This window comes from Flammeovirga sp. OC4, assembly GCF_000812565.1.
Lineage (GTDB): Bacteria > Bacteroidota > Bacteroidia > Cytophagales > Flammeovirgaceae > Flammeovirga.
On the sequence record NZ_JTAM01000014.1, the window covers coordinates 31,324 to 55,981 of the forward strand.

Annotated in this window: 21 protein-coding genes; 12 read left to right on the forward strand and 9 right to left on the reverse strand. The window is 34.8% G+C overall.

Annotated features, from left to right (window positions below; translation table 11 throughout):
• Positions 1-6: 6 nt before the first annotated feature.
• The 4 genes from PL77_RS11880 to PL77_RS11895 form a co-directional block, all read right to left on the reverse strand.
• The gene (locus tag PL77_RS11880; RefSeq protein WP_044205314.1) at positions 7-297 is read right to left on the reverse strand and encodes a KTSC domain-containing protein; all 291 of its coding nucleotides are present in this window, start codon (positions 295-297) and stop codon (positions 7-9) included.
• A 63-nt stretch (positions 298-360) separates the two neighbouring features.
• A complete protein-coding gene (rsgA, locus tag PL77_RS11885) occupies positions 361-1,353 on the reverse strand; it encodes a ribosome small subunit-dependent GTPase A (RefSeq protein WP_044205316.1) in 993 nt (330 codons plus the stop codon).
• Between the two features lie 86 nt (positions 1,354-1,439).
• Positions 1,440-2,684, reverse strand: coding sequence for a 3-deoxy-D-manno-octulosonic acid transferase (locus PL77_RS11890; protein ID WP_044205318.1), 1,245 nt, complete (start codon positions 2,682-2,684; stop codon positions 1,440-1,442).
• Between the two features lie 91 nt (positions 2,685-2,775).
• Positions 2,776-3,282 carry an RNA polymerase sigma factor gene (locus PL77_RS11895; RefSeq protein ID WP_044205320.1) on the reverse strand — a complete coding sequence of 169 codons (507 nt, stop codon included), beginning with the start codon at positions 3,280-3,282 and terminating at the stop codon, positions 2,776-2,778.
• 156 nt (positions 3,283-3,438) lie between these two features.
• Here PL77_RS11895 and PL77_RS11900 point away from each other — a divergent pair, with 156 nt between their 5' ends.
• From PL77_RS11900 to PL77_RS11930, 7 genes are all read left to right on the forward strand, one after another.
• Positions 3,439-4,329: a zinc dependent phospholipase C family protein gene (locus tag PL77_RS11900; RefSeq protein ID WP_052444345.1), complete on the forward strand. Its 891-nt coding sequence runs from the start codon at positions 3,439-3,441 to the stop codon at positions 4,327-4,329.
• A gap of 108 nt (positions 4,330-4,437) precedes the next feature.
• Positions 4,438-6,453, forward strand: coding sequence for an LruC domain-containing protein (locus PL77_RS11905; RefSeq protein WP_044205322.1), 2,016 nt, complete (start codon positions 4,438-4,440; stop codon positions 6,451-6,453).
• Positions 6,454-6,576: 123 nt separating this feature from the next.
• On the forward strand, positions 6,577-8,175 hold the full coding sequence (locus tag PL77_RS11910; protein ID WP_156152339.1) for an NFACT RNA binding domain-containing protein: 1,599 nt from the start codon (positions 6,577-6,579) through the stop codon (positions 8,173-8,175).
• Positions 8,176-8,295: 120 nt separating this feature from the next.
• On the forward strand, positions 8,296-8,523 hold the full coding sequence (locus PL77_RS11915) for a DUF3098 domain-containing protein (RefSeq protein ID WP_044205478.1): 228 nt from the start codon (positions 8,296-8,298) through the stop codon (positions 8,521-8,523).
• A 34-nt stretch (positions 8,524-8,557) separates the two neighbouring features.
• Positions 8,558-9,349, forward strand: coding sequence for an undecaprenyl-diphosphate phosphatase (locus PL77_RS11920; protein ID WP_044205325.1), 792 nt, complete (start codon positions 8,558-8,560; stop codon positions 9,347-9,349).
• A 16-nt stretch (positions 9,350-9,365) separates the two neighbouring features.
• On the forward strand, positions 9,366-10,064 hold the full coding sequence (truB, locus tag PL77_RS11925) for a tRNA pseudouridine(55) synthase TruB (protein ID WP_044205327.1): 699 nt from the start codon (positions 9,366-9,368) through the stop codon (positions 10,062-10,064).
• Between the two features lie 77 nt (positions 10,065-10,141).
• Positions 10,142-11,086: a bifunctional riboflavin kinase/FAD synthetase gene (locus PL77_RS11930; protein WP_044205330.1), complete on the forward strand. Its 945-nt coding sequence runs from the start codon at positions 10,142-10,144 to the stop codon at positions 11,084-11,086.
• 13 nt (positions 11,087-11,099) lie between these two features.
• Here the strand turns inward: PL77_RS11930 and PL77_RS11935 are convergent, their stop codons facing one another.
• From PL77_RS11935 to PL77_RS11945, 3 genes are all read right to left on the reverse strand, one after another.
• Positions 11,100-12,476 (reverse strand): S9 family peptidase, encoded by a 1,377-nt coding sequence (locus PL77_RS11935; RefSeq protein WP_044205331.1) that lies wholly within the window; start codon positions 12,474-12,476, stop codon positions 11,100-11,102.
• Positions 12,477-12,867: 391 nt separating this feature from the next.
• Complete coding sequence (gene dinB, locus PL77_RS11940) at positions 12,868-13,941, reverse strand: DNA polymerase IV (protein ID WP_082026507.1); 1,074 nt, start codon at positions 13,939-13,941, stop codon at positions 12,868-12,870.
• A 14-nt stretch (positions 13,942-13,955) separates the two neighbouring features.
• Complete coding sequence (locus tag PL77_RS11945) at positions 13,956-14,486, reverse strand: hypothetical protein (RefSeq protein ID WP_044205335.1); 531 nt, start codon at positions 14,484-14,486, stop codon at positions 13,956-13,958.
• A gap of 210 nt (positions 14,487-14,696) precedes the next feature.
• On the opposite strand from PL77_RS11945, the gene PL77_RS11950 reads away from it, so the two are divergent.
• Complete coding sequence (locus PL77_RS11950) at positions 14,697-15,053, forward strand: hypothetical protein (protein ID WP_044205337.1); 357 nt, start codon at positions 14,697-14,699, stop codon at positions 15,051-15,053.
• 442 nt (positions 15,054-15,495) lie between these two features.
• Here the strand turns inward: PL77_RS11950 and PL77_RS11955 are convergent, their stop codons facing one another.
• Positions 15,496-17,724 (reverse strand): two-component regulator propeller domain-containing protein, encoded by a 2,229-nt coding sequence (locus tag PL77_RS11955; protein WP_044205339.1) that lies wholly within the window; start codon positions 17,722-17,724, stop codon positions 15,496-15,498.
• Positions 17,725-17,900: 176 nt separating this feature from the next.
• Between PL77_RS11955 and PL77_RS11960 the strand changes: the two genes are divergently transcribed.
• The 3 genes from PL77_RS11960 (at position 17,901) to PL77_RS11970 (ending at position 21,728) form a co-directional block, all read left to right on the forward strand.
• Positions 17,901-19,790: a glycoside hydrolase family 13 protein gene (locus PL77_RS11960; RefSeq protein ID WP_052444347.1), complete on the forward strand. Its 1,890-nt coding sequence runs from the start codon at positions 17,901-17,903 to the stop codon at positions 19,788-19,790.
• A gap of 202 nt (positions 19,791-19,992) precedes the next feature.
• The gene (locus PL77_RS11965) at positions 19,993-20,616 is read left to right on the forward strand and encodes a CoA pyrophosphatase (RefSeq protein WP_044205341.1); all 624 of its coding nucleotides are present in this window, start codon (positions 19,993-19,995) and stop codon (positions 20,614-20,616) included.
• 122 nt (positions 20,617-20,738) lie between these two features.
• Positions 20,739-21,728, forward strand: coding sequence for a KR domain-containing protein (locus PL77_RS11970; protein WP_044205344.1), 990 nt, complete (start codon positions 20,739-20,741; stop codon positions 21,726-21,728).
• Between the two features lie 77 nt (positions 21,729-21,805).
• Here PL77_RS11970 and PL77_RS11975 read toward each other — a convergent pair whose 3' ends face one another.
• Entirely contained in the window at positions 21,806-22,585 is a 780-nt protein-coding gene (locus PL77_RS11975; RefSeq protein WP_044205346.1) for an enoyl-CoA hydratase/isomerase family protein, read from the reverse strand.
• Positions 22,586-22,846: 261 nt separating this feature from the next.
• On the opposite strand from PL77_RS11975, the gene PL77_RS11980 reads away from it, so the two are divergent.
• Positions 22,847-24,517, forward strand: a complete 1,671-nt coding sequence (locus tag PL77_RS11980; protein ID WP_044205349.1) for a formate--tetrahydrofolate ligase — start codon at positions 22,847-22,849, stop codon at positions 24,515-24,517.
• The last annotated feature ends 141 nt before the right edge of the window (positions 24,518-24,658 follow it).

The window sequence follows — 24,658 nt, forward strand, 5'->3', positions numbered from 1 at the left end:
GATTGTCTAGTAAGGTACTTTTTTGTTTGGATTGAATATTTTTTTGAAGAAACCAAAGAAAGCGTTTTCTTCCTTCTTATATCTTTTAAGTTCTCTTAAAAGAGCTTTCCCTTTTGAGGGTGCTGTAATAATCATGTCAAATGAATCCGCAGGAAAGTTTTTGTAAATTCTACTTTCGCCCGCATGTCTTCCTCGCTTATAAGCTACTTGTAAAGACTTTTTTTGTCTGTCATAAATCAAGAATTCGATAAGAGTCGATTCTGGAGTGATAATCTTTTCAACGAGTATTTCTCTCATAATTTGTATAGTTTCAACAGGTATTATCTTTGTAAACTCAAGATAATAGATCACATTTTAGTATTATTTTCTGTTATCATCTCCCTCTAACATACTTATGTAACTAAGATACCTAGAGGGGGCTATAATTCCTTCATCTACTAGTTCTAGCACCCTACAATGTGGTTCATGTGTATGGGTGCAGTTGTTATATTTGCAGTCGTGCATCACATCTCGGATTTCTGGGAAAAAATGACCTAATTCATTTTCTTCGATTCCCATAATTCCTAATTCCTTTATACCTGGAGTATCAATTAAATGACCATTGTGGTCTTTCAATTCAAACATCTCAGCAAAAGTAGTGGTGTGCTTCCCCTTATTTGCAAAAAGCGACACCTCATCCGTTTTTTGATGCACATTTGATGCCAATTTGTTAAGAAGGGTTGACTTACCTACACCCGAATGACCAACAAGAAGAGAGGTTTTGTCTTTGATAATGGATTTGATCTCTTCTAGGTTGCTATTCTCTAAAGCAGATATTCTCAAGCATTTGTATCCTAAAGCTTCATACATCTCTTTTAGTTCGTCCAAGTAAGCTCTGCTTTCATCATCTAACAAATCATCCTTATTAAAAGCAATATAAGTTGGTACGTTATATGATTCAGCAGCAACTAAAAAACGATCTATAAATCCTAAAGAAGTTTTAGGTAATGCAAGAGTGGCAATTAAAATAGCTTGATCTATATTAGCTGCAATTGCATGTCCATGGTACTTCTTTCTAGTGGACTGTCTTAGTATGACATTTTTTCTAGGAAGAATATCATGAATAATTACAGTATTTTCAATCTCATCTTCTATGGAATATTCTACAAAATCTCCCACAGCAATGGGGTTTGTCAATTTCATTCCTTTTAATTTCAATTTGCCTCTCAAGCGACCTTGAAAGCTCTTTTTTGTATCACAATCAATAACAGTGTACCAGAGACCAGTTGATTTTGTGATTAAGCCTTGAAGCTTTACAACTTCAACTTTCTCTACTTGTTTTTTCTTTTTTGATGTACTTTTCTTTTTTGCCATTGAGTGATAAAGAAGATAAAATAAAATATTTTAATTAAAAACGAATTCGACTTAGAGTGCAAAAGTACCTTATTTTATTGAATTTTTTACAAGACTCCTTTACAAAAATCTATGATTTTCTCTGTGCTTCCTAAGTTTTCTTCTACATACTTTTTTGTAATATTACCAGTCTTTAAGCGGTAGTGTTTATCATCAAATAATTGTTTCATTTTATTAAAGCATTCTTCTTCATTTTGAAGATTAAAAGCACCTTGTCTTTCAACAAGTTGTACTGCTTCATTAAATTTAGAGTATTCTTTACCGAAAACTACTGGTATTCCAAATGTAGCTGGTTCAAGTATGTTATGAAGGCCTTCTCCAAAAGCTCCCCCAATGTATGCAACATCCGCATACTGATATAACGAAGATAATAAGCCTACGTTATCTATGATGAGTAGATTTTTATCTTTTATGTTATCAGATGTACTATTTGAGTAAGTTATGCCTTTTTTTGAAGAAAAAGTATTAAATATCTCATTAATTTTTTTGTCAGTAATCTCATGTGGAGCCACAATCCACTTTATTCCGCTGAGTGTGTTAGCTGTTTTTTGAAGTGCTTGAATATCCCTGGGCCAGCTACTACCCACTACTACAGTAAATGAATCTTTACTGAAAGTTTCTGCAATTTGATCTACTCTTGGCTTCTGACAAATAGCAGCCACTCTATCAAACCTAGTGTCCCCAGCTATCATTTTGTTGTTGATATTGATAGAAGATAATAGGTCATAGGAGTTCTGGTCTTGAGTGAAGAAGTAATCGAATTGTTTCAACATGTTTTGTTGAAAACCTCCTTTATTTTTAAAGAATGCTTGGTTTGCTCTGAATATTGTGGAAAAGGAAATAATTTGAGCATTTACCTTTTTCAGTTCCTTTAAGTAATTATGCCAAAATTCGTATTTTACAAAAAAAGCAATTTTCGGCTGAATGTATTTTACAAAGCTAGAAGTATTGGATTTAGAATCAATGGGTAGATAATATACATAATCTGCATATTCATAATTCTTTTGTACCTCATATCCACTTGGTGAATAAAAGGTCAAAACGATAGTGTAATGTGGAAACTGTTGCTTGAATGCTTCAATGACAGGTCTTCCTTGTTCAAATTCTCCTAAAGACGCACAATGAAACCAAGCAACAGCTTTTGTGTTATCTGAGAAATCATTCTTTATCTTTTGAATTAAATTTTTTCGACCCTCAACAAACAATTTTGCTTTGGGGTTAAATAAGGCAACTGCACTCATTGCTCCAGAGTAAGCATGTATGCCTAAGTTGTAAAACGCTTCTTTTAACATGATGCAAATTTATAAATTTAAATAATGAATCAATGAAAGAGTGGTTTTACTTAATTATGATTTAGTGTATTCTTAAAATTTAATTCAATGACTACAGCTCGTAAACCTTTAAAATCTGTTTTAACTCTTTTCTAGCTAAAAATATTCTATTTTTTACGGTTCCGATTGGAATGTTTAAGCGTTCTGAAATCTCGTGATATTTAAAACCTCTGAAATACATTACGAAAGGTCTTTTATAAATTTCCTCTAAATCTTCTATTGCTGTTTGAATGTCATCCATAGCAAAGTTACTGTAGGCAGCATTCTTTTGTTCAATATTAGTGCTGTTGATGAAGTGTAAATTATCAGTAGTGTCGATGAAAGTCTTTCTTCTTGATGTTTTTTGATAATCTGTTAAGAAAGTATTTTTCATGATGGTGAATACCCAAGCTTTCAAATTTGAGCCCGTAGTAAATTTTTCTTTGTTTGAAAATGCCTTCAACATTGTTTCTTGGATTAGGTCTTTTGCGTTGGAGTGATCTTTTGTCAGCTTCATTGCAAAGGGTTCCAATGAAGGTATCAAAAACTGTATGTGATTATTAAATTCTACTGCTGTCATGATATTGTGTTTAACGATTTGGTGATTTGTTTAAACAATAATAGAGGTTAAAAATTTATTATCAAAATTTTGTTTAATAAAAATATTAAATAGTTAAACAAAAATGAAAAATCATTGATTTTGTCATATTTACAGAGCTTGTTTAATCGATTCATTATGTCGAAATTGGTTGAAAACAAAGACTTAACGACGATGCTATTACAAACTATTTCTATCCTATTCTGGGGATTTTATGCCCATGTGACAATCAACACTGAGGCAGTGTTAATACTTCCACAAGAATTATTTCCTTTCTACAAAAGTCAACTTTCAGAAATTAAAAAAGGAGCCGTAAGACCTGATCAGAGAAGAGGTTTATTGGAACGAGAAGGAGGTAAGCATTATATTGATATTGAGCACTATTCTGATTCAATACTATTAAAAACAATGACTTATGACGAAGCTTTGCTGATTTATGGTGAAAAACATTTGATAGAAAATGGTGAAGCTCCATGGAATCTTATCCGTTATTACTACATGTTAAGAAAAGCTTTTGAGGACAGAAATGAGAAACTGATTATTAAGTATTCCAGTGAGGTGGGACATTATTTAGCAGATCTTCATGTTCCGTTGCATACCACCGAAAATTATAATGGACAATTGACAGGACAGATAGGTATACATTCATTTTGGGAATCGACTTTACCTGAACACTTTGGAAATTACTATTCATTTTCGGGTTTAGAACCTTATTATATTGAAGATATCAAAGAAACGGTATGGCAAATCATGCGAGAATCCCATGCTTTGGTTGATAAAGTGTTGAAGGATGAGCGGGTAATCGTTAAACAATTGCCGTCAAGCTCAGGCATGACAATTAAAAGAAGAGGAAGGAGGCTTGAAATACAGGCTTCAGAGGAGTATGCAAAAGCTTATCATGATCAATTAGGTGGAATGGTTGAAAATAGAATGCAACTTGCCGTTCAAAGAATTGCGTCTTTCTGGTATACTTGCTGGATAGATGCAGGTCAACCAGAACTTAACAAAACCAAAAACACTATTGAATAATTCAATGAAATATCCGAAAAGTTTAATTGAAAAAATATTATTGTTAATGTTGAACTTTTCTTGAAAAGAAGAAGTTATATTGGTTATAGTTTTGTTAACCATCCAATCATGAAAAAATTACTCTTTCTCATTTTATCATTTACTTTCTTATGTGCTTCATGTCAGAAAGAAAATGAAACAACTCAAAATGTTCCTTCTTCTGAGGAAGGATTTGAATCAATCCAAGTAGACCCATCCTTTGACTATTCTACAAACGCAAATTTCCTGTTCTCAGTTGAACAAGAATACACTGATTCCAACTTGCCTATAGAAATTTACACTTCGAATTCATTTGAAGAGGGCGAACTTATTAGTGAGGTAGCCATAAAAGGATCTGAGTCTTTCACTTCAACTTACAATCTAAATAAAGGGTTGAAAAAAGTATACATCAAAGTAAATAAGATAGGGGTACCTCAATTTTACGAGTTTGATGTACAGCCAGGTTTAAACCGCTTAGTCGTAAACGAATCATCGATTTATGATAATACTATTGAAGATGTAGCAAATTCATCTGCAAGAATGAATTACAGTGGGTCGCTTTACGATACGTATGGAGGATGGAACGCTCAAGGTTTACCTAATTATTTAACTGACCCTGATACGGTTCCACAAGCCTTATTAGATGATATCGATGCTTCATTACCAGAAAGAAGACCTGTACCTACGTACAATCCCGACTACCTTGTGGACGTGAATTATGATAGTAGAGTCACGGACTCATGTGATATTTGGATCACTTTTGTGCATGAAGGTGCTGGCTGGAGAAACTCTTTGGCGTATTATACCTATACAACAGGTTCACCTCCTCAAACAACGGATGACATTGATAGTATCAAAGTCGTCTTTCCAAATGTTTCTTTCTTGTATTCAGGTGGTCAGTTAGAAACAGGCCATAAAATTCATTTAGGTACTTTTGCTCCCAATACTTCAATTGGTTGGGTATTGATACCGAATGGATGGCAAAGTAGCTCCTCTCAAGCGTTTTATAGAAATGATGTTAAATTCAGTAACTATCAATTAAATACTGTATCAGCAGAAGGTTTTAGACAACATATGGTTGCTCTAAAGGATGTGGATAGGGAAATAATCTTACTTGGTTTTGAAGATATCACAAGACCTAGCGGAGATAACGATTTCAACGATTGTATTTTCTACTTGACCAGTAATCCATTTAATGCCATTGATACGGGAGATATTGGTGACATTTCTGAAGCTGAAGATTCAGATGGAGATGGTGCATATGATCATGAAGAGGAATATCCTGATGACCCAGAACGAGCATATAATGTTTATATCAACAACAGAACCAACTATTCTACGTATGGTTTTGAAGATATGTGGCCTGAGAAAGGAGATTATGACTTTAATGATGTAGTCATTGGAGTGAACTACAAGAAAGTAGTCAACACAAGTTACTATATTAAAGATATTGTGATGCAAAGTGAATTGTATGCAATAGGTGGATTTTATCACAATGGTTTTGGAATAGAGTTTCCATTTAATGCCACTACAGTCAATTCTATTTCAGGGCAAATATTAGATAAAGGCGTAGTGAATGTAGGATCTAACGGAACTGAAGTCGGTAATACAAAAGCTACAGTCATCTTTTTCGAAGACGCCTACTCTTTAATGTCGTCAAGTGATGTTTTAGTAAATGTGAAACAATCTGGCAATTATGTTACACCGCATCAGTTTACAATTACCATGGATATGAACATTGGCCAAGTGCATAACACGGCATTTACGAACTTCCCGAATCCATTTATTTTTGTAGATCAAGATAGGGGAAGAGAGGTTCATATGCCAAATCAACCACCTACACAATTGGCAAATGCTGATTTCTTTGAAACGTATGATGATGTAACAGATCCAGAGGCTAGTATTTACTACAAAACATCCGCTAATCATCCATGGGCAATTAATGTAGTCGCGGAAAAATTCTATTATCCTTATGAAGGAGTTGAAGTGTCGAATGCTTATAATCATTTTAAGAGTTGGGCAGAATCAAGTGGAAATACTTATTCTGATTGGTTTAAATCAAAATCAGGATATAGAAATAGTGAAAAGATTTATCAAAGACCTTAAGCATTAAAAATTAACCTTTTAAGCCTCAAGCATCGTTCTTGGGGCTTTTTTTATATCATTTATATGCGTTTTTTTGTATTGAAAATTTAAAAGAGAAGAATCTAAACATAAATACATGGCCTTTTGAAGAGACAGGCTATTGTTAATACTACAGAGATGTTCAATAATTATTATTTCCTCAGACAGCTGAGTCAGGCATTAAAAGAAAGATTAGTAGGGATGACCCTTGGCGCTTGTTTTAGCCAAAGTAAGGACGAATTGATGATTGGTTTTTACAAAGGTGTACAAGAACAGTGGATCAGAGCATCGCTGATACCTAATTTCAACTTACTTACTTTTCCATTAGACTATCAAAGAAAAAAAGTAAATAGCATAGACCTTTTTAAGGATGCTATTGATCAAGAGGTGGAAGATATTATCCAATATCATAATGAAAGAGCCTTTTTGGTAAAAATGACAAACGATTGGGGGATTTTGTTCAAAATGTATGGCAATAGATCCAACATACTCTTGATTCATGAAGGTGAGGTACATTCCATTTTTCAGAAAAGGCATATCGAAGATCAAAATATGGAGATTAATGCCTTGGATAGAACTATTGATCAGTCTAAAGAGGCTTTCTTTGAAGGAGGAATAAAAGCTACTTTCCCTACTTTAGGTCGTGAAGCTAATGCCTATTTAGAATCTCAAGGTTTTAATGATGTCTCTCCTGACGAACAATGGACAAGACTTTCTGATTTAGTCAAAAAGCTGGAGTCACCACACTATTATGTGGAAGAAAAAGACGAACAAGTTCAGTTTTTATTATTTCAGCTGGAAGATGCTAAAACGTTATTGGAGTCTGCTCATCCCATAGAAGCAGCCAATGAGTTTTACTACCGATTTTCGAAGCGATTTTTTGTTGAAAGAGAAAAGGGTCCTCTTATCAAAGAAATAGACAAGAGACTGAAACAGTCAAAAAGCTATTTGAAAAAGCATTATGCAAGGTATGAGGAATTGACAGAGAGTGCTCGATTTGAGGAAATAGCCAACATTATTATGGCTAATCTTCATAATATTCCACCCCGAACGAAGAAGATTACATTATTTGATTTTTACAATGAGGAAGACATTAAAATTAAATTGAATGAACTTCATACTCCTCAAAAAAATGCGGAAACCTATTACCGTAAAGCAAAAAATCAGAAGCTGGAAGTCAAAAATCTAGAAGCTAATATTCAGCAGAAGGAAGATGAAATGGAGGAACTGAAGGTACACCGTGATGCTCTTGGTCAATTTGAAATGGTTCGAGAAATCAGAAAGTACATTAAAGCTCATTCTTTACAGAAGTTGCAGAAGAATGAACCTATTTTTCCATTCAGAAAATTTGAATACAAAGGATTTGAAATTTGGGTGGGTAAAAATGCAGTGAATAATGATCTTTTAACGCAGAGGTATGCCCATAAAAGAGATCTTTGGTTACACGCCAGAGATGTGGCAGGGTCACATGTTGTGGTAAAATGGAAGTCTAAACAACCTACTTTTCCTGTCAATGTGATTGAAAAAGCAGCTTCTCTAGCCGCTTATTATTCACAAAGAAAGACGGATACACTTTGTCCGGTGATTTATACACCAAAAAAGTTTGTCAGAAAAAGAAAAGGAGATCCTGCAGGTTTGGTCGTTGTGGATAAAGAGAAGGTAGTATTGATAGAACCGGCACCATTTTCAGAAGGTTTAAACTAAATGAATATTAAACTATCTGACAAACCGCGTAATTTTTTAATATACTATTTATGAAATAGTAAATAATTTGACTGAACTATTAACTTTGTGGATTATACACAAATTGAAATCACAAAATTCATGAGCAATAATAAAGAACACTTAGCATTTGGAAAGAAAAATTACATGTGGATGCTTATCGGTATCCTGTTAATTGCCTTAGGCTTTTTTGTAATGTCATTGGAATCAGCACCAATGGGATTCGGTGTTTTAGGTTTAACAGTAGGGCCAATCATCGTAATGAGCGGTTTTGGTTTGAACTTTTATGCCATTCTAGTCAACTCAAAATCCAAAGACGTTTCAGAATAAATTAGCTAACAAACCATATTAATTTAAATTATCAATGAATATTTTTGAAGCCATTGTTCTTGGTATTATCCAAGGTCTAACGGAATTCCTACCCGTAAGTAGTAGTGGTCACTTAGAGCTTGCCAAGGTAATACTAGGGGATACTAGTGTTGCAGAAGAAAGTATGATGATGACTGTTGTACTTCACTTTGCGACAGCATTGTCTACAGTGGTTATTTTTAGGAAAGAAATTTTAGAGATCTTAAAAGGGTTATTCCAATTTAAATGGAATGAGCAAACACAATTTTCTTTAAAGATCATTCTTTCAATGATTCCAGCTGCCTTTGTAGGTGTATTTCTAAACGATCAAATCGAACAACTTTTTGGAGGTGCAGTATTGCTAGTAGGGTGCATGTTAATTGTAACCGCTGTATTATTAATACTAGCCGATAAGGCAAAAAATACCAACAAAAGTGTAGGTTATAAAGAGGCGATTATTATTGGTATTGCCCAAGCCATTGCCATTTTACCAGGTATTTCAAGATCAGGTGCAACGATTTCTACGTCAGTTTTATTAGGAATTGACAGAGAGAAATCTGCCCGTTTTTCATTCTTGATGGTAGTACCTTTGATTTTTGGTAAAATTGCGAAAGATATATTAGACGGAGCATTTTCATCTACTTTTGAGGTAGTTCCAATGACTGTTGGTTTTGTAGCTGCCTTTTTTACAGGAATGGTTGCTTGTACATGGATGATTTCATTAGTGAAGAAGTCAAAATTGATGTACTTCTCTATTTGGTGTGCAAGTGTAGGAACAATTGCTATCGTCTATTCTTTACTTAATTAAGATATAAACAAACAGTATGCAGGATTTTGATTTTGTAGCAGGAGAAACTGTATTGGTGGATAAGCCATTGGAATGGACTTCCTTTGGTGTAGTGAAAAAGTTACGCTGGGAAATGAAGGTGAAGAAAGTAGGGCATGCAGGTACTTTGGATCCTTTGGCTACAGGGCTTTTGATATTGTGTACAGGAAAAAAAACAAAGACAATAGATCAGATTCAGGGTCAAATTAAAGAATACGAAGGCGAAATGGTCATTGGCGCCACTACACCTTCTGTTGATTTGGAAACTGAAGTTGAAAATGAAGTAGATTTCAGTCATATCACTGAAGAAAATATTTACGATCTATTGCCTCAATTTACAGGGAAGATCATGCAAGTTCCGCCAATGCACTCTGCGATTAAAGTAGATGGTGTGAGAGTTTATAAACATGCTCGAAAAGGAAAGGAAGTGAAGATTGACCCTCGTGAAATTGAAATAAAAGAATTGGAAATCACTGCTATTGATTTTCCAAAAATTCAATTCAGAATGGTTTGCTCTAAAGGAACTTATGTAAGAAGTTTTGTGAGAGATTTTGGAGAAGCTCTAGGTGTCGGAGCCTATATGTCAGCACTGCGAAGAACAAAAATCGGAGAGTATGACGTAAAGGATGCGAAGACCGTTGACGAGTGGATTGAGGTCATCAGAGATTGGAGAAACCGACAAGAAGTAGAGGAGTAAGAGCATGCATTAATCATGCTCTTATTCTTTGTGATATCATATATTTAATGCTTGTAATTGATAACAGCGATTTTTGAATGAAAGTACATTACGGTATAGAAAATTTCACCCCTTTAAAGAGGGCAACAGTAACAAGTGGTACTTTTGATGGTGTACATTATGGACATCAGCAGATCTTGACACATCTTAGAGAAGTGGCTAAAAAAGATCAGTCAGAAACGGTATTAATTACTTTCTGGCCTCACCCAAGGTTTACTATTCAACCTGAAGAAGCTAGGAAATCATTAAAGCTATTAACGAACCTTGAAGAAAAAATTGAACGATTACAGTTAGAAGGCATCGACCATTTGATTGTAATAGAGTTCAATGCAGACTTCTCTCAAATGACCTCAATGGACTTTGTGAGAAAAATATTAATTGAAAAAATTAATACCACCAAACTTGTAATCGGTTATGACCATCGTTTTGGAAGAAACCGAGAGGGAGGTTTTGAATACCTTAAAGCCCATCAAGAAGAATTTGGCTTTGAAGTAGAAGAAATCACAAAACAGGAAATTGAAAATGCAGCGGTGAGTTCTACAGCCATTCGTAATGCATTATTAGAAGCCGGTGATGTTCGTTTGGCGAGCAAGTATTTATGTTATAATTATAGTTTTGAGGGAACGGTTGTCAGTGGCAATAAGATTGGAAGAAAGATCGGTTTCCCTACTGCAAATATCCAACTTTTAGATCAGTTTAAATTACTTCCTAAATCCGGTGTTTATGTTGTAAGGATTTTAGTGGGTGAGGTTTGGTACAATGGTATGATGAATATCGGAAGAAGACCAACTGTAACAAAAGGGATTCAGCAAACTATTGAAGTCAATATTTTTGACTTTTCATCTGATATTTATGATCAACAAGTCAAAGTAGAATTTGTAGACCATATTCGTGATGAGATGAAATTTGATGGAGTAGAAGCATTGATCGAACAACTTCATGCAGATAAAAAAGTAGCTCAATCAATGCTGTCAAAAATTTAATTTATCCTTTCTTTTATTGCTCTGTTTTAAAAGCAATCCACTTTTTTATTTCATCTAATAGCAAAGGAGAAAGAGTTTGTTCAATTTGACCATACTCGTTAGGTAATCCTGTAGAACATTCTTGAAAGAGGTGATTCAAACCCTCCAATTCCAATATTGTTACATCCTTGTTACCTGCTTTGTTTAAGGCAGCTTCTATTGCAGGTAAGTTTTGAGAAGCGACCACCTGTACGTCTTTGGAGCCATTTAATGCTAATACTGGGCATTTTACATTTTGGAAATAAGTAGAAGGGTCCAATCTTATAAATTCCAAGAACCAAGGCGTTGATATTGATTGAACAATAGTATGTATTTGTTGGTCGCTCACTTGAGCATTAAGCTGATGTTTGAAATATTCTTTTAAGCGGTCGTAAATAGGTTGTTCTTTTCTGAGGATCATATCATACGCTTCTCCAAACATTTTTTGATTTTGAGCAACTAATGGAGCTGGGAGTAGACTTTTTTCTTCAATAACTTTCTTCTGAAGAAGCATTAAATCTTTACCATTAACGCCTGGACTTGCCATTAATATCATAAATCCGATTTGAGGAACTTTTTCATTGGCAACAGCAGCAATAATACCTCCTTCACTATGTCCTAATAAACCGATTTTTTCAGGATCAATATCAGCTCTTTTTTCAAGGAAGTGAAAAGCTTCTACAACATCATCTGCAAAATCATAGGTTGTGGCACTTGCAAAATTACCGGTAGACTTTGCGGTTCCTCTATCATCAAATCGTAATACTGCAAACCCACTTCTTGTTAATTGATCCGCTAATAACAAAAAGGGTTTATGGCCTAAAATTTCTTGGTTTCTATCTTGCGGTCCACTGCCAGAAATTAAAATGACGGCAGGGTACTTTTTATGTTCTTTAGGGCGAGTAAGAGTACCACTTAAAGTGATATCGCCATTCTGAAAAGTCACGTTAGTTGAAATATAAGGAAATGGAGCTTGAGGTTCTTGAGGTTTTGGTTGATCAAGTACAACTTCCAAACTTTTCTTTAGGTTCAGTGAAAGAGAAGCTCCTCCTTGTTGGAATGTTCCTTCAATATGGTCATCATCTAACACATTGCCTACATACTTTATACCTAGGTTAGGCAATTCTACTGTTAAAAAAGGATTTTGGTATTGTACACTATGGATAGGTATACCTTTTCCTCCCTGTTCAGGAACATCCATAGTGCCTGAAAAACGGTTGTTTTCATGTTTGATATGAAAGATAATCGTTAGTTTTCCGGTAGGAACTTCTAATTCGCCTTTCCAGGGACCTACTAAATTTTGAGCTTGCATTGGGCTGCATAATAGAAAAATTAAAAGGAAAATATTTACTGAAATGATGTTTCGTTTCATCTTTTTATTTAATTGGTAATGAATATTTTAACGGATAGGACGGGAGTTAGAGCGATCTATTTTTCTTTCTTCCTGTACCCTTAAATTGAAAATATTCTTATTTAATAATGATTAAGTATTCACATTGAAGTGTAATAGTAAAGTTTACATCTGCAATTGTATCATTTAATTATAAAATTAAATTTTGTGAAGAGACTAAAAATGCTATATTTGTAAATATATGTAAATAATTATAATTTAACGTGACTGACTATGGTACATCAAATTAAAAAATTGTTGACAAGTCATAGCTACTTTGGTTTAGGTCTACTTTTAGGATTATTATTAGGTTACTTTTTAGCATTTGTCGTAGTTAGCTATTATTTAAATTAGAGTATTAGATAGTATTTATTTAAAACAATTTCAATTGTTCCTGTGTGTTTTCAGGTTCATCATCATTACTGCTAAAATTACTGACACTAATACCTAGAAGTCTTACATTGAACTTTTGTGGTTCAAGATCATCTAACAAGTGATAAGACTCTTGCAATAAAAAGTTGTAGTTGATAATTCTTTTTTCGAAGGTCTTACTTTTTGTATGCGATTCAAAATTGTGAAGCTTTACTTTTACAGTTAAAGTTTTACCATATTTATTGGCATTTTTGATTCTATTCCAAAGAATCTCAGCAATCTTACTTAAGTGCTGTTTCATGGTGCCAACATCAGCTATGTCTTTGGAGAAGGTGCGCTCTGCACCAATCGATTTCCGTTCACGAGAAGGTTTTACTTTTCTATTGTCGATACCTCTCACAATATGATAGTAAAACTTTCCACTTTTTCCGAAAGTATCAATAAGGTGTTCTAATGGCCATTTTTTAAGATCATTTCCTTTGAAGATACCTAACTTTTTCATTTTGTCGGCCGTTACACTTCCTATCCCATAAAATCGGTCAATTTGTAATTTTTCTAAGAAATCAATTGCTTCTTCAGGGAGAATAACCGCTAATCCATTGGGCTTATTGATGTCAGATGCTGTCTTGGCCAAAAACTTATTATAAGAAACTCCAGCACTTGCCGTTAAATTAAGTGAGTCACTAATTTTTTTTCTAATTTCTTCTGCAATCTGGATCGCAGAGGCAATTCCTTTTTTATTTTCAGTGACATCCAAGTACGCCTCATCTAATGATAATGGCTCAACAAGGTCTGTATATTCATAAAAAATCTTTCTGATTTGTTCTGATACCGCTTTGTAGACATGAAATCTCGACTTCGTAAAAATGATTTGAGGACACTTTCTGTAAGCCAAAGAAGAGGGCATAGCAGATCGGACACCAAACTTACGAGCTTCGTAGCTTGCTGCTGCCACGACACCTCTTTCTCTGCTTCCACCAACAGCTACAGGTTTGCCTCTGAGATGAGGGAAATCTCTCTGTTCAATAGAAGCAAAGAAGGCGTCCATATCAATATGTATGATCTTACGTATCAATGTTGAACCAGCTATTAATCAAAATAACGAACATCATAGCTTTTAGAAACAAATTCAATAGTTTCCAAATCAGCCATTTTATTGACATAAACTGACATTACAAAAAAGATGTTTGCCATGGTGTTTAATAGGTCGGGTACGAGACCATCTACTTTCACGTCCTCAAATTTTGCGATTTTGTAAGCCCAACGAGTCGAACTTTTACTTTTGGAGCGACAAAGGTTAAGCATACCTGATAATTCAGTGCCAAGAGGAAGGCTAAACATTTTAGTTTCTTTCTCTACCATTGCCTGATATTTATCATGTATAGCAATGGCTCTATCGATGTCTTCTGGAGTAACAGCTACATTCCCTCTTATTGATCCATTGACGTGGTAAGCCATTTCACAAAGCCAAATTAATTCTTTCTTCATTTCTGGAAATTGACCTGCTTTTGAGTAGGCGTATCCAATATGACTTGCTAAAGAATCAGTTTCAACTTCAAAGTCACACTTAAAACTTGTTTCCTTAAGGTAAGGATAACACATTCTAACTTTTTTACTCATGATAATGAATTTGTAAGGTGGTTTATTTTCAACAAAAATACCTTAGATTTTCTATTCAAAAAATGATAGTGATATGTTTATTCTAAAAAGTAAATCGGTAATTTAACGCTGGTTCATTTTTGTTTTGTGAAAGAATCTGAATTTTCTCTGTTCCGAAATGGTTTTTTGATACTATCTACTTTAATTTGTGTGATATCAAACTAAATTAAAATGAGAAAATTAGCGTTATTTCTAATCAGTTTACCCTTCATTGCTTCGTGTTCTAAAGACATTGAACCCTTAGGAGGAAATTTTGATAAAGTACTATACAGTGAAAGTAGAGATACTTTATACATCTATCATTCCAATACAAACTTTGAAGTCTATATTAATTCAACGAATGAGTTTGTCAAAGGAGCATGGCAAAGAGTGTCAATGTCTTCTGATGGTGATCAAACAATATTGACAGCTTCTGGTCTAAAACGAAAAGCATGTGATGGAATTGCTATCTCTTCTTTTCCTGCATTAGAACAAGATATTAATTTACTTGAAGAAGCTCCAGAAGATGAATTTGTCTATTGTGATTAAGTACACTGTAAACTAAGTTTTCGAATATTTATGATTTTTAGAAATCAGGAGATTTCTGTTGATCTGTAGGACACGAATGACGCTGACGCTTAACATTCGCGCCATTGAGTTTTCTACCATTTTAGTTGGGTAGTTTTCCCTCTGGCCTTGAAGGGAAAAGCGCTAAGAATTTCATGAATTGAGCCGTTAAGAATGATTTTCTTGTTTGAGCGCAGCGAGTTTAAAATCATTTAGGCGAGAGGAATGGAATTTAGCTTTTGACTTCTAAGCCTAGATTTTTTGCTTCGTTTTTCATCAATGGAAAAATGAAGAAGAAAGAAGCTTGAAATTTGACGGTAATTTAGTTTACAATACGTTAAATATTGAAGGCAGTCATTATAAAAAAAGCTCTTCCTTTTCATTTTGTAAAAGGAAGAGCTTGGTTTATATCTTTTATTGTGAATTATCGAATCACTGCAAATTTTCCAACATTTTTCTCTACTCCATCAAGGTCAGTAGCGAAAATAAAATAAACACCTGTGGCAGGTTTTGTACCGCTGTCTAATCTCAAGTTCCATGAAGTACTACCCCCATAAGATTTCCCATCCCAAACGATATTTCCTGCCGTGTCAGTAATTTTTACACTAGCGTTATCCACTAAACCGTTTATTGTTAAAACACCATTATAATTGGGTCTCACTGGACTCGGAAATACAGTAATATTATCAATCGTTCTTGAAGGTTCGGTAGCATCTGATCGGTAAGAAACAACACCGTTTTCAGTACCGATAAATACTTCTCCGGTACTAGGTTGTATTCCAATAGTTTTAATTTCATTGGACAAAAGCGGAGAATTATCTTGAGTAAAGTATTCAAATAGCTGTCCACCATCTTTGCTGAAGAGCCAAAGGCCATTACCTGTACCAATCCATTTTCTATTTCCTCCATCTATACCATAACTCAACACTCTTTCCCCCCTTAATAGCGGAAAGCCATCAAAACGAGGTAAGGCTACTGAAAACTCACTGACTTCAGAAGGTGAGAAACCAAAATATTCAGCACTTCCATCTTCTGTACCTATCCACATACTTCCACTGTTATCCAATTGTATGGTAAAAACTACATTCGAAGGAAGTCCACCGCTCGTTTGGTCAGTAGTCAAAAAACGAGTACTACCATCTTTATAAGTAAGTACTCGGTTATTATCCAATATAAACCACACATCATTTTGAGTGGAGTTCTGAGTTGCTATGGCAGCGGAACTTAAGCTTGAATTTCTTGTGTGTGTCCAACTTCCCTCAGTATCTCTTTGGTGGATATAAAATTGGGAGCTCGTCCATAAGTTGCCAAAAAAGTCAAAAGAAAGGCTTTTAAGATTAGCATCCGTTCTGCCATCTAATAGAAATGGCGATTTGATCACTTCAAAGGATTCTTCATTGAGATTGTACGCTAGAAGTCCATCACCATTACTTGCAAAATAAAGCGTATTTTCAAAGGCATTGAAGGTCACACCATAAAAAGGAGCCGTGGTGGGAATAGTGATGACTGACGTTTTATTTTCAGAAGTATAATTGATCCAATGACCATTTTCAAAGATTGAGAAACTTCCTACTGTTACGTTAGGGTCATCTGTAGATGGGATCATTACTATTTTATCATTAGCATTGATGATCTGTCTTGCAACTGGAAATAATGGCCCTGAAGGAGCGAAGCCTTGAATTTCTTCCCCATTTGCAGAGATTGAAACAAGTCCACTTGTATTATCGGCTACCCAAGCTCTTCCTTCTTCATCGTCTAATAATTGTCTAGGAGCAGGAACTTTAGAATCGGACCAAGTGGTTACCCGATCTTGATCGTCAATTCTGTAGATTTCATCTTCGGCTACAAGCGTGATGTCATCTCTCCAGAAATCAAGCAAGTAAACATTCTTTGAGTAACTCAACACAGTTGATGAGGTTTCATCAGCATATTTTCTTAATTCATTGACTTGGTTGTTGGTGTAGTACAACGCATCACCTGCCCATAGTACTGATCTTGTCGAGAATGAAGTAGAAGGAATAATTAAATCCCAATTATTAAAATCTTGCTTATTGACACTTTCATCTGTAGAAGCACTCTTTATACCTTCATTAGAAGCAATGTAAATTAATTCTTCACTGAATGTAATATCAAAAACGGCATTTTCAGTACCATTTTGACCAATGAAATCATACGTTTCTTCAATGGTAAAATTATCCGTATTGATTTTAGCAACACCAAAACTTGCACAAACGTAGAGATAGCGTCCATCAACTCTTAACCCATAAAACACCTTGTTAGGGTATGAGGTGTTGAGTAAGGTTCTCATGTTTACAATTTCTTCATCGGTAATAAAATCTAGGTTGCCATTTGCATAAAGTACAATCAGTTGGTCTGATGGTGCAGCATAGCCTAATGCTAGAATATTGGTATCACTTAATCCATCATCTTTTGTAAGAGTGGTGATAATGCTATTATTTCGACCATAAGAAAATAGGGCATTATTGGAAGCACAGAAAACTTCATTGTCTGTGATGGCTACAGAATGAGCATTACTAAAGTTGAGGTGTGAGCGCCAAGTTTTTACAGGAATATTTTGTGCCCAACCAAAATTAGACGAAATGACAAATAAAATTAGTACATTAAAGAATGTAACTTTAAAAAATGATCTCATGAAGATTATTGATGTTTAGAATTAGCAAGATAATAATCTGTTAACACTAAACTTTGAAAAAACCCGAAAATTTAGAAAAAACTATTTAACGCAAACGGTTGAAATTTTTTTCAACTTTTTAATAATCATAAATCAAATTATGTTTGTGTTAATTAAAACTGCAGAATATCGTAAGTATGAAAATTGAAAAAGCTGGCATCTTGGCCATTTTAGTTTCTTTATTAGGAATGGGTTGTACTCCTATGGAAGAGAGTACGACACTAGTTCAACAAGCTAGTATTCCGAATATGAAGCCCGCTAAAGAAGTAAAGTTAAAAACAGTGGAACCTGCATATTGGTGGGCAGGTATGAAAAACGAAACTGTTTTGTTAGTGATTCACGGTAAAAATATTGCCACTTCTTCGGTAGAAATTAAAGAAGAAGGAATCGGAATTGAAAGTGTGAATACGCAAGACAATCCTAACTACTTATTTTTGAATTTAAATATTGCAAATGCGAAAGCTGGAAAATATCCTATTTCTTTCAAAGCAGGAGCAAAAGAGTTGACGTATGAGTTTGAATTAAAGCCTAGAAATAAGGCAACAAAAGCTCAAGGTCTTACTGCACAAGACGTAATGTACTTGATTATGCCGGATCGTTTTGCAAACGGCAATCCAGCCAATGATTCTCAAGCAGACTTAACGCAAAAAGCCAATCGTAAGGACAGAGATGGAAGACATGGTGGAGACATTGCAGGTGTAACTTCAAAATTAGATTATTTGGATGATCTTGGTGTAACAACAGTTTGGTTAACACCTTTCTTAGAAAACAATCAGCCAGATTGGTCTTATCATGGTTATGCTATTACTGATTTTTACAAAGCAGACGGACGTCACGGTACAAATGCGGAGTACAAAAATATGGTAGATGAAGCCCACAAAAGAGACATGAAAGTGGTGATGGACCTTGTATTCAATCATATCGGTAATGGTCATGACTGGATGAAAGATCTTCCTGCAAAAGATTGGATTCACGAATGGAAAGAGTTTACAAAGACCAACTACAAAGGTGAAGCTTTATCGGATCCAAACGCTTCTGATTACGATAAAAAAATCATGACAGATGGTTGGTTTGACGGTCACATGCCTGATTTAAATCAAGGAAACCCTTATTTAGCAAGATACTTAATGCAAGCTTCTGTTTGGTGGATTGAGTATGCAGGTATTGATGGTATTCGTATGGATACATATCCTTACAACAAAAAAGAAATGATGTCAGAATGGGTGTCTTATGTATTGAGCGAGTACCCTGATTTTTATATTGTAGGTGAAACTTGGTTGCCGGGTGCTACTTGGGAGTCGTATTGGAAAGCAGGTGGAAACAATCGTGATGGATTTGTATCAACTTTAAAATCAGTTTCTGACTTCCCTGTTTGGGACGCTTTGAATAGAACTTGGAGAAATAACTGGAGTATTACAGAGGTGTATAAGACATTAACAGAAGATTTCTTATATGATGATGCCAACCAAAACAAAATCTTCATGGATAACCATGATGTTGACAGAGCGTTTGGTGTTTTCAATAAGAATATTCCTAATATGAAATTAGCAACTTCTTTCTTATTGACGACAAGAGGTATTCCTCAAATTTTCTATGGTACTGAAATCTTGATGGGTAAAGGTGGGCACCATGGTGACTTGAGAGAGGATTTCCCAGGTGGATGGGCAGGTGACAAGCGTGATGCTTTCACAGAAGCTGGCCGTACAAAAAAAGAAAATGATTACTTCAACTACATGCGTTCTATCCTTCAATGGAGAAGAACTTCTAAGGCAATTGCTGAAGGTAAATTAAAGCATTGGGTACCTTTCAATGAAGTATATGCTTATGCAAGATATACGGATAGTGAAACAGTATTTGTAATCTTGAACAACAACAAAGAGGAGCAAACATTCACAACGGATCGCTTCTCTGAGGTATTGAAAGGGAATGCAAAAGGCAAAGATATCTTGACAGGTAAGACAGTAACTATTGGAAGTGAATTTACAATTCCTGGTAAAACAGCAATGATTATTGATTTAGGTAAATAAGTACTTAATAAAATAATCTGAAAATAGATAAAGATAGAGCTAAGGTGAATTCCTTGGCTCTATTTTTTTTGTAAATAAAATTGTAAATTATGATTAAGTACTAATTTTTAACGTACAATATTGAAGGGTGATAGAACAGACTGATGTTTTATACATTCATAGTACAGATTCATTTTTTATAACAAATAGACAAGACAATTTGATGAGCGATTGGCAAGATAAATTAAGACAGAGACTATCAGAACCTAAACCAGGTCGTGATGCACACGATAAGATGTCGTCTTTAAAAAGACAAGACGAAACACCTTTTGATATCCCTACTACAGCAAGAAAAGCAGCAGTATTGATTTTATTGAAAGAGGAAGAAGATTCATTGATTTTTCCATTAATTCAGCGTCCATCTTATGATGGAGTACATAGTGGTCAGATGGCTTTCCCTGGAGGGAAATATGATGATTCTGATGAAGATTTAATAGAAACAGCCTTAAGAGAATGCTATGAGGAAATAGGTGTGAGTGTGGAGAGAAATAAAGTATTAGGAACATTATCGGATATCTATATTCCGCCTTCAAATATGCATGTAGTACCTGTAGTGGCGAATTATAGCGATGTTTTTCAATACAATATTGATGAATACGAAGTGGATAAAGTAGTAGAAGCATCCATTAGTCAATTACAAGATATCAATAACCATAAAGAACATATTGTTGATTTGGATAATGGTGTGAAGTTTAAAACGCCAGCTTTTGATGTTTATGGACATACTGTTTGGGGAGCTACTGCTATGATGTTGAGTGAATTATTAATGATTATAGAGAAAATATAATCTCTCTTTCAGCTCAATTACCTTGACCTAATTTACCATTTTATTGACCTAATATTCCAATTTAATCCTTTTGTAATAGCCGTACTTTGTACTATCGAAAATCAATAATCGCTATTACTATTATGAAAAATAAATCAAAACAAAACACAAGGATTTTAATTACGGGAGCAAATGGAGGAATGGGTTTAGAAACAACCAAAATTCTCTTCGATAAAGGATATGGTAGTATTTTGATGGCTTGTAGAACCAAAGAAAAAGCACAACAAGCAAAGCATAAAATTTTATTAAATGCAGAAAGCAATAATACGGCTGATACTTTAGAAACATATGGAGGATTTGATATGAATGATCCCTTAGCTATTGAAGAAGCAGTGGCTACTCTTCCTTCTCAACATAAAATTGATGTTGTGTTTTTACAATCAGGAGGAGTGATTTTTGGGAAAGAATTCAAATACATCAATTGGAATGGACTTACCATTGAGAAAACAATCTTCCAAAACGTAATAGGAGGGTATATTGTACTTCAGAACCTGAAGAGACGCAACCTTCTCTCAGAAAACTATAGGGTGATATTTGCAGGTGGAGAAGGTGCAAGAGGTATTCCTGGTATGATTGATAAACCGACTTTTCATTCTCCAAAAGTCTTAGAAGATTACATCAAAGGTAATCTAAAAGGTCAAAAATATCATGATATGAATGCTATGGGAACCTCTAAATTGATGAGTGCTCTTTTGGTCGCAAAACTCGCTAAAAATGCAGAAGACGGACAAGAGTACATTTGGTTCACACCGGGTTTAACTTATGGTACCAATGGGTTAGCCACAAAACCGGCTTTCGAGAGATGGTTTTTAGAGAATATAGGATTTACAATGATGAAATGGGTGGGAATGGCACAAAGCCCTGTACAGGCAGCTCAAAAGTATGTAAGTGCTATCGAAGGAATAAGAGGTGAAAATGGAGATATTTTGGGCTCTCCCGAAAAGAAAACATTAGGCCCGACTGTAGACCAAAAGTCAATGAATTCAGCTTTTACAGATCAAGGGCTGATTGATGAATTTTATGCAATAATACAGGAAGTTTATCCCGAAAAAGAAATAGTACAACAAAACTAATATGAGGTGTGAGGTAAGAATGAAGAGGTAAGAATAACACATCTTACCTCTTCATTCTTACCTCATACCTCAAAAAATTACCATTCAATTTTTTCTTTATTCAAAAAAGCAGCAATACCTTTTTTACAATCTTCATTACTTCTAGCTTTTGCATTTGATACAACAGCTAAATTCATTGCTTCTTCCAAAGGTAAATGCCAAGTTGAAGCAATTAGATGTTTGGTATCAGCTTTAGCCTGTAAAGAGGTTTCAGAAACCAGTTTTTTAGCAAATTCAAGAACCTCTTCTTCCAAATTTTCAGCAGAAGTGATGCCGTTGATTAAACCATAATCTAACGCCTTTTGGGCAGTAATAACTTGTCCTGAAAGGAGGAGTTGCTTTGCTTTTCCTTCTCCAATTTTTCGGACTAAAAAAATGCTGACAATGGCAGGGATAAAACCAATTTTTACTTCAGAATAACTAAACTTCGCACCACTTTCAGCAAAAGAAAAGTCACAAACCGTTGCCAATCCACATCCTCCGGCAATTGCGGCACCTTGAATACTCGCTATGATAATTTTGGGATAATAATAGATTTTTAGAAACAACTCTTTAAGGTGGTTCGAATCTTCTAGATTTTCCTCATAAGAGAAATTCTGAAGGTCTTGTATATAAGCCAAATCAGCTCCTGCACAGAAAGCTTTTCCTTCTCCTTTGAGGACTACTGCTTTTACAGTATTGTCTTTTTCTATATTATCGAGGGCCTCTTTGAGTTCAGAGACCAATTGATGATTCAGTGCGTTGCGTTTCTCAGGTCTATTGAGAGAGATGTAAGCTATTTGTTGAGTTTTCTTGTAGTTAATTAATTCCAATGTCATTCTATGTGTTTTTGTTAGATGGTGATTTATAACACCTTAATTTACTATTAATATGTTTTATTTTGGCATACCAATCAATGAAAATTAAACTGTAGTGTGTTTTAAGTTGCTGATAATGTAATGTTTATCGTTATTATGTAAATTGAAAATGTTATGAAAATAGTTATATTTCAATTCGCCAAACTATTTCATTTCGCACATGTACTATAGTAAAAGGACCATATTAAGCATTATAAACATATTATTATTTCCTGACGAGCTATGAAAACCGATATAGAAATCGCTAGAGAAACTGTCTTAAAACGTATTTATGAGGTGGGAAAAAGTATTGGTATTCCAGAGGAAGACCTGATCCCTTACGGTCATTATATGGCCAAAGTGCCTTATGAATTATTGAATAAGAAAAGAGATAACAAGAAAAAGCTAATTCTTGTGACAGCGATCACTCCTACTAGAGCGGGAATTGGAAAAACAACAACTTCTGTTGGTCTAGCTTTAGGTTTACAAGAGTTGGGACACAATGCAATTCCAGCATTGCGAGAGCCTTCATTAGGGGTTTGTTTTGGTATGAAAGGAGGTGCTGCAGGAGGCGGTCACGCTCAAGTATTGCCAATGGAAGATATCAATCTACATTTTACAGGAGACTTCCACGCTATTACTTCTGCCAACAATATGATCTCGGCATTGGTTGATAACCACCAACATTTTGAAAGAGCTTCTGGAAAGCAATTGAAGTCTATCAATTGGAGAAGAGTATTGGATGTCAATGACCGAACACTTCGTCAAATCGTTACAGGTTTGGGTGGTATTGGAAATGGCGATGTTGCTGAAGCAGGTTTTGATATTACTCCAGCTTCTGAATTGATGGCCATTTTATGTTTAGCCGAAAATAGAGAAGATCTCCAAGAGCGAATCGGTAATATCTATTTAGGATATGACCATAATAACGACCCCGTCTATGTAAGAGACTTAGGTGTGGAAGGTGCAATGGCTGTATTGATGAAAGATGCTATTCACCCCAATTTGGTGCAAACCACTGAAAATACCCCTGCATTTATCCATGGAGGGCCATTTGCCAATATTGCTCATGGCTGTAATTCAGTTTTAGCAACTAAAATGGCTATGAACTATGCTGATTATACTATTACAGAAGCTGGTTTTGGAGCGGATTTAGGAGCGGAGAAATTCTTCAATATCAAATGTAGGAAAGCAGGTTTAAACCCAGATCTTACCGTGATTGTAGCAACTTCACAGGCCTTAAAATTACATGGAGGTGTGGCTTTAGATGATATTAAGTTACCCAATATTGAAGGCCTGAAGTTAGGAATGAAAAACCTTGAAAGACATATTGAAAATATGCAAGGCTTTGGACAAACAGTGATGGTGACATTCAACCAGTATGCTTTTGATACTACAGATGAAATGAATTTTGTAGAGAAATGGTGTAATGAGAGAGGAGTAGAATTTGCCGTTAATGATAGTTTTATGAAAGGCGGAAAAGGAGCCACTGATTTAGCTCAAAAAGTGGTAGACGTGATTGAAACTAACCCTTCTGGTCCGTTACAGTTTACTTATGACCTTGAAGACTCTATCTATGAAAAGCTAGATAAGATTGCTAAAAAGATCTATAGAGCGGATGGAATTAAAATGGATTCCAAAGCTTTGAAGAAATTAAAAAGAATTGAGAAATATGGTATGTCTGAATTGCCAGTTTGTGTTGCGAAAACACAAAGCTCATTTACAGACAACTCAAAGATTCTTGGAGCACCTAATGGAGGTTTCCATATTCACTTTGAAGATTTATTAATCAACAACGGTGCAGGTTTTATTGTAGCAAGAGCAGGTAGCATTATGAGAATGCCAGGTTTGCCAAAAGAACCTCAAGCCAATAAAATTATGTTTAAGGACGGATTAATTGATGGATTATCATAATTAGCCTTGACATTAAATGAATAGCTAAGTTCCCTTTGAAGTATCAGTTGATATTTTGAAGGGAATTCTATTTTAGAATTGTATTAAAACTATTTGATACCATAACAAACTGTCATTAAAGCAGGTCAGAGTTATATTAAT

Coding starts and splice junctions, on each gene's coding strand:
- PL77_RS11880 (WP_044205314.1), bottom strand. CDS start 297: ATGAGAGAAATACTCGTTGAAAAGATTATCACTCCAGAATCGACTCTT.
- rsgA (WP_044205316.1), bottom strand. CDS start 1,353: ATGGCAAAAAAGAAAAGTACATCAAAAAAGAAAAAACAAGTAGAGAAA.
- PL77_RS11890 (WP_044205318.1), bottom strand. CDS start 2,684: ATGTTAAAAGAAGCGTTTTACAACTTAGGCATACATGCTTACTCTGGA.
- PL77_RS11895 (WP_044205320.1), bottom strand. CDS start 3,282: ATGACAGCAGTAGAATTTAATAATCACATACAGTTTTTGATACCTTCA.
- PL77_RS11900 (WP_052444345.1), top strand. CDS start 3,439: ATGTCGAAATTGGTTGAAAACAAAGACTTAACGACGATGCTATTACAA.
- PL77_RS11905 (WP_044205322.1), top strand. CDS start 4,438: ATGAAAAAATTACTCTTTCTCATTTTATCATTTACTTTCTTATGTGCT.
- PL77_RS11915 (WP_044205478.1), top strand. CDS start 8,296: ATGAGCAATAATAAAGAACACTTAGCATTTGGAAAGAAAAATTACATG.
- PL77_RS11920 (WP_044205325.1), top strand. CDS start 8,558: ATGAATATTTTTGAAGCCATTGTTCTTGGTATTATCCAAGGTCTAACG.
- truB (WP_044205327.1), top strand. CDS start 9,366: ATGCAGGATTTTGATTTTGTAGCAGGAGAAACTGTATTGGTGGATAAG.
- PL77_RS11930 (WP_044205330.1), top strand. CDS start 10,142: ATGAAAGTACATTACGGTATAGAAAATTTCACCCCTTTAAAGAGGGCA.
- PL77_RS11935 (WP_044205331.1), bottom strand. CDS start 12,476: ATGAAACGAAACATCATTTCAGTAAATATTTTCCTTTTAATTTTTCTA.
- PL77_RS11945 (WP_044205335.1), bottom strand. CDS start 14,486: ATGAGTAAAAAAGTTAGAATGTGTTATCCTTACCTTAAGGAAACAAGT.
- PL77_RS11950 (WP_044205337.1), top strand. CDS start 14,697: ATGAGAAAATTAGCGTTATTTCTAATCAGTTTACCCTTCATTGCTTCG.
- PL77_RS11955 (WP_044205339.1), bottom strand. CDS start 17,724: ATGAGATCATTTTTTAAAGTTACATTCTTTAATGTACTAATTTTATTT.
- PL77_RS11960 (WP_052444347.1), top strand. CDS start 17,901: ATGAAAATTGAAAAAGCTGGCATCTTGGCCATTTTAGTTTCTTTATTA.
- PL77_RS11965 (WP_044205341.1), top strand. CDS start 19,993: ATGAGCGATTGGCAAGATAAATTAAGACAGAGACTATCAGAACCTAAA.
- PL77_RS11970 (WP_044205344.1), top strand. CDS start 20,739: ATGAAAAATAAATCAAAACAAAACACAAGGATTTTAATTACGGGAGCA.
- PL77_RS11975 (WP_044205346.1), bottom strand. CDS start 22,585: ATGACATTGGAATTAATTAACTACAAGAAAACTCAACAAATAGCTTAC.
- PL77_RS11980 (WP_044205349.1), top strand. CDS start 22,847: ATGAAAACCGATATAGAAATCGCTAGAGAAACTGTCTTAAAACGTATT.